Here is a 12,730-nt window from a genome sequence, read left to right on the forward strand (position 1 = left end):
CCGGGCGCGCTGGGCGCGGATCATTTGGTGCCGAAGGGCGGATACCCGGCGTTGTCCTCGATCTCCTCGTCGATCTTGCGGGCCGCCTTGTTCAGCGCCTTCTTCGGATCGCCGCCGTTGAAGATCGTGTCCATCGCTTCCATGAAGGCGACGGTGATGGTCGGGTACGCCGGGTGCGGCGGACGGGCCACGGCGGTCTTGTCGGCCTGGTCGAAGGCGACCGCCATCGCACCGCCCGGCGCGTACAGCGGCGAGGACGCGGCGAAGGACTTCAGCCCCGGGTAGGCGCTCTGGGAGCGGGCCTGGTCACGCAGCGTCTTGCTGGCCAGGAAGTAGCTGAGGAACTTGCCGGCCGCCTCGGGGTTCTTGGCCGCCGAGGTGATCGCCCAGATCCAGGTGCCGTTGGGGCTGACCGCCTTGTCGCCGAACTTCGGCAGCGGCATCACGACGATGTTGTCGCCCATCGTCTTCTGCGCCTCGGCGTAGAACCAGTGGCCGCCCATCGCCAGCGCGGCGGGGTTGCCCGCCGCATAGAACTGGTTGGTGCCGGCGGACTGCGGCACCACCATGCCGGCCTTGGCCCAGTCCTGCAGCATCTTGGTCGCCTTGACGCAGGGCTCGCTGTCCAGCGTGCCGGTGGCCTTCCAGGTCTTGCGGTCGATCAGGTCGCAGCCCATCGACTGCAGCACGGTCGAGAACGCGTAGGTCACCCACTCGCTCTTGATGCCGTAGCCGCGGAACAGGTCCAGCGGCCACTTCACGCCGTCGACCTTGGCGAGCTTGGCCATCACCGCCTCCAGCTCCTCGCGCGTCCAGGCGTCGTCGACGCCGGTGGGGATACGGGCGCCGATCTGCTCCAGGTACTTGCGGTTGCCGTAGAGCACGATCGAGCTGTCGGCCAGGCCGATGGCGTAGAGCTTGTTGTCGATGGGGTAGGTGCCCTGCGCGACGTTCGAGGCGGTCATGTCGGCGAGGATCGCCGGGTCGATGTACGGCGAGATCGGCACCACGTACTTCGACCAGGCGTAGTTGGCGAGGAACGGGGCGTCGAGCTCGATGATGTCGGGCAGTTGCTTGGCGGTGATCGCCGCGCCCAGCTTCTCGTTGTACGAATCGTGCGGGGCGTAGATCAGCTCGACCTCGTAGTCGGGGTTCGCGGCCTCGAATTCCGCGGCGACCTGCTTGTAGGTCTGTACCCAGTCGGCGGTGCCCTGGTGCATCATCGTGATCTTGGTCTTCGCCTCGGCAGGCAGCGTGGCGGCGGTAGCGGCAGCCAGCGCCGCAACGATGAGTAACCGTTTACCCAAAAAGCCGGACTTCAGCATCTGTCATCTCCTTCACTGCGGTGGGTTATGCGTTCCGCGCTAGACCGAGCGGCGCTCGACGAGGCGGAACGGGACTTCAAGGACACCTTCCGGGGTCTCGGTGAGCCCGAGCAGGATGTCCGCGGCAAGCTGGCCCATTTCGCGATGCGGCAAGGCCATCGTAGTCAACGGCGGATCAAGGCGCGAGGCGATGTCCACCTGATTGTCGAAGCTGGCGATCGCGACGTCGTCGGGGATGCGCGCCCCCAGCCGCCGCAGCGCGTTGTAGGCCTCCAGCGCGATGCGGTCGTTGCCGCAGAGGATGGCGTCCGGCGCGTCGGCGCCGGCGAGCCAGGCGCCGATGCGCGCCTGCACCAGGCTCTCGGCCTTGTCGCTGTAGAAGCCGCCGCTGACGGCGGCGCCGATCCGCTCCTCGACGACCGGGAGGTCGTGTGCGCGCAGCGCCTGGCGGAAACCCGCCTCGCGCAGCTCGCCCGCGAGCAGGCCCGGCAGGTTCAGGAACGCCGGGCGCCGGCGCCCGTGCCGGAGCAGGTAATCGGTGATGGTGAACGCGGCGTCCCGCTCGGCGGGCACCAGCGCCGCGCGCGCCGCATCGCGGCTGCGGCAGTTGATCAGCAGCCCGACCGCGCGGTCGGCGGCCTCGGGCAGGTCGACGAACTTGTGGTACATCGTCGCGTAGGCGATCGCCCGCGGGCGGAAGCGCTCGACTTCCGCGATGGTGGCCGCCGCATCGCGCGCGGCGCTGACCGTCGTCACGAACACCGACATCTGCTGCTTGCTGGCCTCGCCGTCGAGGCCACGGATGATGTGGGTCGCGAACGGTGAGGTGATGACGCCGTCGGCCACCACGCCGATCAGCGGCAGCCAGCCCTGACGGATGCCGCGCGCCGGCAGGTTGGTCACGTAGCCGAGCTCGGTGGCGAGTGCCTGGATGCGTTCACGCGTGTCGGCGGCCATGCGGGCCGACCCGCCATGCAGGGCCCCCGAGACCGTCTTGACGGACACGCCGGCGGCACGGGCGATGTCTTCGAGCGAGACGCGCATGAACTTGAATGTCCGGTTGAGTTAACGTTTACCCATGATAGCAGGGACGACTCCCCTGTCAATGATCGTCTCGCGGACTCGCGGACTCGCGGACTCGCGGACTCGCGTGCCGCGGCAGGTGGCGGGGTGGTGCGGGTCAGGGGGCGGGCGCTGCGGTGGCCGGGGCGGTGCGTCTGGCGCAGGATAGCGCCTCCGTCCGCCACCGCCGCGAGGCCGTCCATGTCCGTACGCCCCATCGCTTCCAGCCTCGCCCTGCTGCTCGCGCTCACCGCGGCGTCGGCCGCCGAGTCGACCGACTGGGGCATCGTCGACGACAATGCTGCGCGATCGCCCGATGCGCGCATCGATGCCGAGTACGCGCGCGCGATCGAGCGCGTGGTCGGCATGGTCGGCGACCGCGACCTGGTCGCCCGCGTGCAGCGGCGCGGGCTGGCGGTGGTCAACGTCGCCTGGGAGGACACCGGCCGCGCGCAGGGCTCGGCGCTCGGCCCCAACATCACCGACCTGACGCTGCAGGTGCGCCGCCCCGACCCGCGGCGCGGCTGGCAGACGGCGCTGATGCCGGTGATCCGCCAGCCCAATTTCACCGACCGCACCGGTGACGTACCCGCCGGGCAGTTCTTCGTGCGCGTCGGCAACGAGCGTGGCGGGCCGCTGCGCTCGGTGCCGCTGCTCGACGTGCTGCGCGACCTGCGCGCCTGGGCGTCGGCGCCGGACAGCCTGCAGGGGGAGACCGACCTCACCGATGCGCGCGACACCCACCTGCTGGTGGCCGCGCAGGCGGTGTTCCTGCCGGTGCCCAGGCGCGGCGAGGCGACCTTCAACCCGGTGGTGTTCAACTACCAGTCGGCGCCGGGCTCGCCGGCGGTGCTGACGCTGCTGGTCACGCGCGAGGGCACCAGCATCAAGGTGATCGAGAACGCCGGCGAGGACAGCGCCTTCGGCCACGGCCAGGAGCTGTACTTCAACGATCACGGCAACCGCACCGCCTTCACCGCCGAGCGCCTGAGCGACGTCAGGGAGCGCATCGAGGCCCAGGGCGGGCCGCGCAGCGAAGGCGACCGCAGCGCGCTCGCCCGCGGCGCCGACATGCTGATGCTGGTGCAGGTGCCGCTGAAGCACCGCGATCGCGGCGTGCTGCCGGGGCTGCCGGTACCGATGGCGGCGATGCCCGCGCCGGCTCCCTCGTCGGCGGCGGCGGAGCGCGCGCGCAGCGACGTCGAGCAGGCCGTGCTCGGCCACGGTCCGCGCCTCGGCCCCTACCGCGAAGGCGTCGAGGCGCGCCTGGAGCGCGATCCGCGCTTCCCGATCCGCGTCACCGTGCAGTTCTACAAGGCCACCAGCAACGGCGTGGTCGCCGACGCCGATCTCGACGGCATCGAGCGCGCGCTGCGCGACGTCTACGACCACGCTGAGTTCATCGGCTCGCTGGTGGTGCCCGAAGGCGACCCGGTGCGCCCGACCGCGTGGCAGAAGCTGCCGCGCGAGTGGTGGAACTGGTAAGGCAGGGGGAGGGATGGCCGTCCATGGCACGCGCCGGCGGCGGGCACTGCCCCGGCCCGCAGGCGTTACGGCGTCCCGCCGTCCGATCCCGGAAAACGAACCGCCGCCCGCGGGCGGCGGTGCTTGGCTGCCGTCGTTGCGCGCCCCGGTCGGGGCGGCGGGCTCAGGCGAGCTGCGAGCCGGTGCCGCCGAGGTGCGCACGCATGTAGGCGAACTGCTGCGCCGGCGAGGCGATGTCGCGGGCGTAGCGCAGGCGGCGGCCGCTGGCGGCGGCGTCGGCCGCCTCGACCACTGCGGTGATTTCGGCGCGCTCGATGCCGATGTCGGCGAGGTTGCGGTCGCTGAGCGCGGCGAGCTGGCGCTTGGCGGCGCGGTTTTCGAAACGGTTATGGGCCAGGCTGAACAGTTGGATGAGCAGGAACATTTTGAATCACCTCTTACTGCGTGCTGCACGCCGGTGCAGCTTTGATGCGTTGCAGCATACTGCAGGCATCGGTTTTCGACGAATGAGTTATGTGCAAACGCAGCATGAGATTATCTATCTGACGATCCAGTGCCCTGGCGCGTGTGCGAAGGCGCCGGAACGGGGCCGGTGCACGCCGCCGCTCCGGCGCTTGCGCGCCGGCGGCGGCCGGGCAGGGGAGGCCCGGGTGCTCGCTGCCGGGCCCCTGCACGGCGGCTTGCACGGCCCGACGGCCGCCGCGGGTCACAGCGAGCGGTGGCTGTCGAAGCGTCGCGGGGCGCCGCTCAGCGGGTCGGTGAAACGCAGCGTGCGTGCCAGCAGCTTGAGCGGGCGGGCGGGATCGTCGGGTGCCGCGGGCAGCAGCTCGGGGTAGCAGCGGTCGTTGACGATGGGGATGCCGAGCGCGGCGAGGTGCACGCGCAACTGGTGCTTGCGGCCGGTGTGCGGTTCGAGCCGGTAGCGCGCGAGGCGGCCGTCGCCGTCGAGGCGGGTGATCAGGGTTTCGGCGTTCGGTGCGCCGTCGACCTCGCGCATGCGGAAGAAGGGCTCGCCGGGCGCGAGCCGGCTGCGGCGCAGCAGCGGCCACGCGAGGCCGGGGCGATCCGGGGCGAGGGCCTCGTAGACCTTGTGCACCCGCCGCTGCGGGAACAGTTCACTGTAGGCGGCGCGGCTCGCCGGGTTCACCGAGAACAGCACGAGCCCCGCGGTGTCGCGGTCGAGGCGGTGCAGCGGTGCCAGGTGTTCGAGCCCGGGCACCTGGCGCAGCCGCACCAGCAGGGTCTCGTGCAGGTAGGCCCCGGCCGGGATCACCGGCAGGAAGTGCGGCTTGTCGACCACCAGCAGATGCGCGTCGCGGTACAGCACCTCGACGGTGCCGGGGATCGGCGCCTCGGGCGGGAGCTCGCGGTAGTAGTACACGCGCAGCCCGCCGTGGTGGACGCTGTCGGGGCCGAGCGGCGTGCCGTGGCGGTCGACGACCTCGCCGCGCGCCATGCGCGCCGCCCAGTCGGCGCGCGCGATCGCCGGGAAGCGCGCCACCAGGCGTTCGAGCACGCGCGCTTCCGCGCCGTCCGCCAGCCACGTGCTGCTCGGCGCCACCCCCGCGCGCAGCGGCAGCGGTGCAGGGGGCGTGCTCATGCGCGCCGCTGCCGGCGGCGGCATGGCCGAAGCGGACGAGCGCATGCACACTGCGCTCGCCTCTGCGGCCGGTGGCGGGGGCGTGCCGGTGCACGCCCCGGGCGGTGGCCGGCGCGGGGCGCCCCTGCTGTGTGAACTCCCGGAGAGGTCGGCTGGAGCATCGTGAATCCCACCGTCATCGGTTTGATCGTGTTCGCCTGCGCCCTCGGCGGTGCGCTGGCCGGCAGCCGGCTGCGCCGCTGGCTGCCGGAGCATCATGTCAGCGACGATTCCCGCGACACCGTGAAGCTCGGCATCGGGCTCGTCGCCACGATGACCGCGCTGGTGCTCGGCCTGGTGACCGCGTCGGCGAAGAATTCCTTCGAGACGCTCGACTCCACCGTCAAGCACGCGGCGGCGGACCTGCTCGCGTTCGACCGCGCGCTGGCGCGCTACGGCCCGGAGGCGGCGCCGCTGCGCGAGGAGCTGAAGCGCGCCGTCGCGGTCAAGATCGAGATGACCTGGCCCAGCGACCCGGGCCGCGCGGCGCAGCTCGACCCGGTGGCGACGACCGCGATGGTCGAGACGCTGATGGAGCGGATCGCGGCGCTGACGCCGCACAGCGAATCGCAGCGGCGCCTGCAGGCGCGGGCGCTGGAGTTCGGCGAGGCGCTGCTGGGCGCGCGCTGGATCGTGGTGGCCGGCGCCGGCACCTCGGTCCCGCCGCCGTTTCTGGTGATCCTGGTGCTGTGGCTGACGATCACCTTCACCTGCTTCGGGCTGCTGGCCCCGCACAATCCCACCGTCATCGGGGTGCTGGTGGTGTGCGCCTTCTGCGTCGGTTCGGCGGTGTTCCTGATCCTGGAGATGGACCGGCCGTTCGACGGCCTGATCAAGGTCTCGGCCGAGCCGCTGCGCTACGCCTACGCCCGCCTGAACCGCTAGCCGTGCCCGCCGGCGGGGCTCAGGCGCAGGCGGCGGCGAAGGCCGCGGCGATCTCGGCGAACGGCAGGCGGCGGCCGATGACGACGAGGCGCGTGCCCGGCGGCTCGTCGGCGCGCCACGCGCTGCCGTAGTCGAAGCCGGCGATGCGGTGCACGCCCTGCACGATCAGGCGGCGCGGCTCGTCGCGGATCGCGAACACGCCCTTGTAGCGCAGCATGTCGTTGCCGCGGGTCTCGATCAATTGCTCCATGAAGGCGCCGATGCGGTCGAGGTCGACGGCGCCCGGGTGCTCGAACACCCGCGAGGCGATGTCGTCGTCGTGCGCCGGCGCGCGGCCGAGCGCCGCTGCGGCCGCGCCGGCGGGGCGCACGGCGAAGGCCGCGGGCGGCAGTTCGAGGCGCTCGTCGAGGTCGAAGGCGCCGATGTCGAGCCAGTCGCGCGGGTCGGCGCCGCCGTGGGGACTGGCGACGATCGGCGCGCGCGCGTTGATGCGGCGCAGGCGTGCGCACAGCGCGTCGACGGCCGCGGCGTCGACGCGGTCGGTCCGGCTCAGCAGCAGGCGGTCGGCGAAGCCGACCTGCGCGGCGGCGACGCGGTGCTCGTCGAGCTGCCGCGCGGCGTGCTCGGCGTCGACCAGCGTCACCACGGCGTCGAGGCGCAGGCGCTCGCGCAGCACCTCATCGACGAAGAAGGTCTGCGCCACCGGCGCCGGGTCGGCGAGGCCGGTGGTTTCGAGGATCAGGCGCTCGAAGGCGAGCGTGCCGGCGTCGCGCCGCGCCAGCAGGTCGGCGAGGGCGGCGCCGAGTTCGCCGCGCACGCTGCAGCAGACGCAGCCGCCGGCGAGTTCGACGACCTCGACGGCGCCGTCCACCAGCGCGCCGTCGATGCCGGTGGCGCCGAACTCGTTCTCGACGACGGCGATGCGCTCGTGTGGACGGGCGGCGAGCAGGCGGTTCAGCAGCGTGGTCTTGCCGGCGCCGAGGAAGCCGGTGAGGACGGTGACGGGAATCGGGTGCATGGGGGCGTCGGGGGTGGTGGCGTTATCGGTAGGGTGCTCGTTGGAAAGTACCCTCACCCCTGCCCCTCTCCCAGAGGGAGAGAGGGGTGGCGCTTCCTCCCCTCGCCCTCTGGGAGAGGGGTTGGGGGTGAGGGTGCCTTCCAGTACCAGTGCGATCTGCCCGCCCCCGGCTCCGGGGAGCGGGGGCGGGCGGGGCCGCTCAGCAGCAGCGGCCGGAGCCGCCCTTGCCGCCGTAGCGGGCATCCTGCCGCTCGCGGAAGAAGGCCTCGTAGCTCATCGGCTCGCGTTCCGGGTGGTTCAGCCGCATGTGCTGGACGTAGGTGTCGTAGTCGGGCATGCCGACCATCAGCCGCGCGGCCTGGCCGAGGTATTTCCCGGCCTTCGCCAGTTCCCGGAACATCTCAGGGCGTGGCCTCGGCGCGGGCCTCGGCCGGCAGCGGCTCGAAGGCGGTCTCGTTCGCCGTCGGGCGATGCGAGGCGCGCGCCTGCAGGCAGGCGCGCACGCCGTAGACCAGCACGCTGATCACCACGCCCATGAACAGCGCGCACAGCGCGGCGTCGAGGTAGTCGTTGAAGATCACGCGGCTCATCTCCCCCAGCGACTTGGCCGGCGCCAGCACCTTGCCGTTGGCGAGCGCATCGGAGTACTTGGCGGCGCGGGCGAGGAAGCTGATCTTCGGGTCGGCGTGGAAGATCTTCTGCCAGCCGGCGGTGAGGGTGCAGGTCAGCAGCCACAGCGTCGGCACCACGGTGACCCACGCCGCGCGCTCGCGCTTCATCTTGAACAGCACCACGGTGCACAGCGTCAGCGCGATCGCGGCCAGCATCTGGTTGGCGATGCCGAACAGCGGCCACAGCGTGTTGATGCCGCCGAGCGGGTCGACCACGCCCTGGTACAGGAAGTAGCCCCAGGCGGCGACGCACAGGCCGGTGGCGATCAGGCTGGCGAGCAGTGACTCGGTGCGCTTCAGCGCCGGCACGAAGGTGCCGAGCAGGTCCTGCAGCATGAAGCGTCCGGCGCGGGTGCCGGCGTCGACCGCGGTGAGGATGAACAGCGCCTCGAACAGGATCGCGAAGTGGTACCAGAAGGCCTGCATCGAATGGCCGCCGAACACCTGCGACAGGATCTGCGCCATGCCCACGGCGAGCGTCGGTGCGCCGCCGGCGCGCGAGATGATGCTGTGCTCGCCGACCGCCTGCGCGGTGCTGGTCAGCACCTCGGGGGTGATCATGAAGCCCCAGCCGTTGATCACCTGCGCGGCGCTTTCCGGCGTGGTGCCGAGCACCGCGGCCGGGCTGTTCATCGCGAAGTAGACGCCGGGCTCGATCACCGACGCGGCGGTGAGCGCCATGATGGCGACGAAGGACTCGGCCAGCATGCCGCCGTAGCCGATGAAGCGCGCCTGGGTTTCGTTTTCGAGCAGCTTCGGCGTGGTGCCGGAGGAGATCAGCGCGTGGAAGCCCGACACCGCGCCGCAGGCGATGGTGATGAACAGGAAGGGGAACAGGCTGCCCGACCACACCGGCCCGCTGCCGTCGATGAAGCGGGTCAGCGCCGGCATCTTCATCTGGGGCGCGACGATCACGATGCCGATCGCGAGGCCGACGATGGTGCCGATCTTCAGGAAGGTCGACAGGTAGTCGCGCGGCGCGAGCAGCAGCCACACCGGCAGCACCGAGGCGACGAAGCCGTAGCCGATCAGCATCCAGGTCAGCGACTTGCCGTCGAAGGTCAGCAGCGGGCCCCAGGTCGGGCTGGCCGCCACGTCACCGCCGTAGATGATCGCCGCCATCAGTACGACGAAGCCGATCACCGACACCTCGCCGATGCGCCCGGGGCGGATGTAGCGGGTGTAGATGCCCATGAAGATCGCCAGCGGGATCGTCGCGGCGACGGTGAAGGTGCCCCAGGGGCTCTCGGCGAGCGCCTTGACGACGATCAGCGCCAGCACCGCGAGGATGATCACCATGATCATGAAGGTGCCGAACAGCGCGATGACGCCCGGTATCAGGCCGAGTTCGGACTTCACCAGGTCGCCGAGCGAGCGGCCGTCGCGGCGCGTCGACACGAACAGCACCAGGAAGTCCTGCACCGCGCCGGCGAACACCACGCCGGCGAGGATCCACAGCGTGCCCGGCAGGTAGCCCATCTGCGCGGCGAGCACCGGGCCGACCAGCGGGCCGGCGCCGGCGATCGCGGCGAAGTGGTGGCCGAACAGCACGTAGCGGTTGGTCGGCACGTAGTCGAGGCCGTCGTTGTGGCGCCAGGCGGGCGTCATCCGCGTGGCGTCGAGGCCGGCGACCTCGCGCGCGAGGTAGAGGCTGTAGTAGCGGTAGGCGATCAGGTAGACCGAGACCGCCGCGACGACCAGCCACAGTGCGTTGATGGTTTCGCCGCGCGACAGCGCGACGACCCCGAGCGCACCGGCGCCGAGCGCGGCGAGCGCGGCCCAGCCGAAATGGGATGTGATGCGGTTCACGTGGAGCATCCTCCTGCCAACCGGATGGCGAATCCTGATGGCGACTATATTTCGTTATATGGAAAAACACTGCGCCTGTCGGCGTGTGGATTCTTAGCATGTGTATCCACCGCCACCATCCGCAAAACTACGTAAACTGCCGCCCCGTCCCCGCTTTCCGGCACCGCGATGGAACTCCGCCACAAGATCCTGCTGTTGTCGCTGGCTCCGCTGGTGCTGGTCGCGCTCGGCGTCGGCTGGGCGGTGCAGCACCAGGCGCAACAACTGCTGCGCGAAGCGAGTGCGGCCTTGCGCCCGGCGCTGATGGCGAGCAAGGAGGCGGAGCTGCGCCATTACGTCGGCCTGGCGCGCTCGGCGGTCGGCCGCCTCTACGACGCCGGCCGCGATGACGATGCCGCCAAGGCCGAGGCGCGCGCGCTGCTCGCCGCGCTCGACTACGGTGTCGACGGCTACTTCTTCCTCTACGACTTCGACGGCAACGTGCTGATGCACCCGCGCCAGCCCGAGCTGGTCGGGCGCAACCTGTGGGAGATGCGCGATCCGGCGGGGCGGGCGACGATCCAGCAGCTGATCGCCCGCGCGCGCGCCGGCGGCGGCACCGTCGAGTACCCGTGGCCGAAGCCGTCGAGCGGCGCGCCGGTCGCGCCCAAGCTCGGCTACGTGATCGCGCTGGAGCGCTGGCGCTGGATGCTCGGCACCGGGATCTACCTCGACGACGTGCAGGCCGCGCTCGCCGGCGTCGAGCAGGAGGTCGCGCACAGCGCCCGCACCACCCAGGCGACGATCGCCGCGATCGCGCTGTGCGGCGTGCTGGCGGTGGCCGGCAGCGGGGTCGCGCTCAACCTGAGCGAGCGCCGCCTCGCCGACGCGCGCCTGCGCGCGCTCGCCGAGCGCGTGGTGCAGTCGCAGGAGGAGGAGCGCACGCGCGTCGCCCGCGAGCTGCACGACGGCCTGAGCCAGCAACTGGTCGCCGTCAAGTTCGTGCTCGAATCGGCCGCGGCCAGGCTCGCCGATCCGGCGCAGCCGCGCACCGCCGCCGGTGCCCCGCTCGCCGGCGCGCTCGCCGGGCTGCAGGAGGCGCTCGCCGACCTGCGCGGCATCGCCCAGGCGCTGCGCCCGACGCTGCTCGACGACCTCGGCCTCGACGCCGCGCTCGAACGCCTCGGCCGCGACACCGCGGCGGCCTCGGGCCTCGCGGTCGAGGTGCACGCGGCGGGCGGTGCGGCGCTGCCCGACGCGGTCGCCGCGGCGCTGTTCCGCATCACCCAGGAGGCGGTCGCCAATGCCGTGCGCCACGCCGGCGCCCACCACCTCGTGCTCGAACTCGGCCCGCACCGCGGCGGGCTGTGCCTGCGCGTGCGGGACGACGGCTGCGGCTTCGACCCGGCGGTGATGCACGCCGGCGAGCGCAGCGGCCTCGGCCTGCGCAACATGCGCGAGCGGCTGGAGGCGCTCGGCGGCCGGCTCGAACTGCACACCGCACCGGGGCGCGGCTGCTGCATCGAGGGCTACGTCCCGCGCCGCGCGCTGCGCGCGCCCGGAGCGCCGGCATGACGGCCGCGCCGGTGCGCCTGCTGCTGGTCGACGACCACCCGCTGGTGCGCGACGGCCTGCGCGCGCGGCTCGAAGCCACCGCGCGCTTTCGCGTCGTCGCCGAGGCCGGCGACGCCGGGGCGGCGCTGCAGGCGGTGGTCGAGCACGCGCCCGACCTGGTGCTGATGGACATCGGCATGCGCGGCGTCAACGGCCTGGAGGCGACGCGCCGGCTGCTCGCCGCGCGCCCGGAACTGCCGGTGCTGATCCTGACGATGCACGAGGACCCGGGCTACGTCGCCGAGGCGGCGCGCGCCGGCGCCCGCGGCTACGTGCTGAAGGATGCCCCGGCCGAGGCCATCGTCGCGGCGATCGAGGCGGTGCTGGCCGGCGCCGGTTTCCAGGCTCCGGCCGGGCTCGACCGCGTCGCCGCGGTGGAACTGTCGCCGCGCGAACGCGAGATCGCCACGCTGGTCGCCCGCGGCCTGAGCAACCGCCAGATCGCCGCGCAGCTCAGCCTGAGCGCGCGCACCGTCGAAACCCACCGCCTCAACATCATGCGCAAGCTCGACCTCGACGGCGCCGCCGCGCTGGTGCGCTACGTGCTGGAGCGCGGCTGGAACTGAACCGGCGAGGCCCGGCGCGGCGCAGGCCGTCGCCTCAGCGCCTGTCCGCCTGGTCGACGAGCTGCACCCGCCTGCCGACCGTCAGCCGATCGGCGATGGCATTCCTCGCGGAGGGGGCCGAGCCCTGCGCCCGCGTCACGCCCCCGATGGATACCAGCGGGTCCAGGCGGCGAGCAGCACGCCGGCCGCCGCCAGCCACGCCAGCGTCGCCAGGCCGAGCGTGGGCGCCAGCGTCAGCCGCGGGCTGAGCGCGTAGACCGCCAGCAGGTAGATGGCGTAGGGGACGAGCGACCACAGCCCGAACAGCGCCGTGACCTGGAGATCGGCGGCGGAGCGTTCCGTGCCGACGATGTAGTGCGCGATCAGCGCGAAGGTGGGGAAGAGCGGCACCAGGCCCGCGATGAAGAAATTCCGGGACTTCGACAGCAGGGCGATGAGGAGCACCGCGACGGCCCCGAGCAGGCACTTCAGGATCAGCGAGAACACGTGGGACACCTTCGGTTGGCGGGGAAGCATCGAAGCCCGACGGAGCAGCGAGCCGACCGGCCCCGCCGGCGTGGCCTGCGCGGGCCGGCGGGGCTGGGTGCAAGCCTAGGACAAGGCGCAGCAAGGCCGGGGCTTCCGGCCGCCCCTCGCCAGGGGCGGGGCGGACACGGCCGGCGGCATACGCCTCGGCG

Annotated in this window: 12 protein-coding genes; 4 read left to right on the top strand and 8 right to left on the bottom strand. The window is 72.1% G+C overall.

Features of this window, described 5'->3' with window-relative positions:
• Positions 1-20: 20 nt before the first annotated feature.
• Together EV699_RS09440 and EV699_RS09445 are read right to left on the bottom strand one after the other, a co-directional pair.
• Positions 21-1,307: an ABC transporter substrate-binding protein gene (locus EV699_RS09440; RefSeq protein ID WP_424450027.1), complete on the bottom strand. Its 1,287-nt coding sequence runs from the start codon at positions 1,305-1,307 to the stop codon at positions 21-23.
• A 57-nt stretch (positions 1,308-1,364) separates the two neighbouring features.
• Entirely contained in the window at positions 1,365-2,369 is a 1,005-nt protein-coding gene (locus tag EV699_RS09445) for a LacI family DNA-binding transcriptional regulator (protein WP_132541990.1), read from the bottom strand.
• A gap of 219 nt (positions 2,370-2,588) precedes the next feature.
• On the opposite strand from EV699_RS09445, the gene EV699_RS09450 reads away from it, so the two are divergent.
• Complete coding sequence (locus EV699_RS09450) at positions 2,589-3,872, top strand: hypothetical protein (protein ID WP_132541992.1); 1,284 nt, start codon at positions 2,589-2,591, stop codon at positions 3,870-3,872.
• Between the two features lie 163 nt (positions 3,873-4,035).
• Here EV699_RS09450 and EV699_RS09455 read toward each other — a convergent pair whose 3' ends face one another.
• On the bottom strand, positions 4,036-4,296 hold the full coding sequence (locus EV699_RS09455; RefSeq protein WP_132541994.1) for a YjiS-like domain-containing protein: 261 nt from the start codon (positions 4,294-4,296) through the stop codon (positions 4,036-4,038).
• 282 nt (positions 4,297-4,578) lie between these two features.
• A complete protein-coding gene (locus EV699_RS09460; RefSeq protein WP_132541996.1) occupies positions 4,579-5,472 on the bottom strand; it encodes a pseudouridine synthase in 894 nt (297 codons plus the stop codon).
• Between the two features lie 162 nt (positions 5,473-5,634).
• On the opposite strand from EV699_RS09460, the gene EV699_RS09465 reads away from it, so the two are divergent.
• Complete coding sequence (locus EV699_RS09465; protein ID WP_132541998.1) at positions 5,635-6,396, top strand: bestrophin-like domain; 762 nt, start codon at positions 5,635-5,637, stop codon at positions 6,394-6,396.
• A 19-nt stretch (positions 6,397-6,415) separates the two neighbouring features.
• Here EV699_RS09465 and EV699_RS09470 read toward each other — a convergent pair whose 3' ends face one another.
• The 3 genes from EV699_RS09470 to EV699_RS09480 form a co-directional block, all read right to left on the bottom strand.
• A complete protein-coding gene (locus EV699_RS09470; protein WP_132542000.1) occupies positions 6,416-7,414 on the bottom strand; it encodes a CobW family GTP-binding protein in 999 nt (332 codons plus the stop codon).
• 199 nt (positions 7,415-7,613) lie between these two features.
• Complete coding sequence (locus tag EV699_RS09475; protein WP_132542002.1) at positions 7,614-7,814, bottom strand: YbdD/YjiX family protein; 201 nt, start codon at positions 7,812-7,814, stop codon at positions 7,614-7,616.
• 1 nt (position 7,815) lies between these two features.
• On the bottom strand, positions 7,816-9,894 hold the full coding sequence (locus EV699_RS09480; RefSeq protein WP_243662612.1) for a carbon starvation CstA family protein: 2,079 nt from the start codon (positions 9,892-9,894) through the stop codon (positions 7,816-7,818).
• A 168-nt stretch (positions 9,895-10,062) separates the two neighbouring features.
• Here EV699_RS09480 and EV699_RS09485 point away from each other — a divergent pair, with 168 nt between their 5' ends.
• Both EV699_RS09485 and EV699_RS09490 read left to right on the top strand, forming a co-directional pair.
• Positions 10,063-11,448, top strand: a complete 1,386-nt coding sequence (locus EV699_RS09485) for a cache domain-containing protein (protein WP_132542006.1) — start codon at positions 10,063-10,065, stop codon at positions 11,446-11,448.
• Positions 11,445-12,053 carry a response regulator gene (locus tag EV699_RS09490; RefSeq protein WP_132542008.1) on the top strand — a complete coding sequence of 203 codons (609 nt, stop codon included), beginning with the start codon at positions 11,445-11,447 and terminating at the stop codon, positions 12,051-12,053. The genes EV699_RS09485 and EV699_RS09490 overlap by 4 nt, the downstream gene beginning before the upstream one ends.
• 135 nt (positions 12,054-12,188) lie before the next feature.
• On the opposite strand, the gene EV699_RS09495 is transcribed toward EV699_RS09490, so the two are convergent.
• A complete protein-coding gene (locus EV699_RS09495; RefSeq protein ID WP_424450026.1) occupies positions 12,189-12,569 on the bottom strand; it encodes a GlpM family protein in 381 nt (126 codons plus the stop codon).
• Between the last annotated feature and the right edge of the window lie 161 nt (positions 12,570-12,730).

The organism is Plasticicumulans lactativorans, assembly GCF_004341245.1.
Classification (GTDB): domain Bacteria; phylum Pseudomonadota; class Gammaproteobacteria; order Competibacterales; family Competibacteraceae; genus Plasticicumulans_A; species Plasticicumulans_A lactativorans.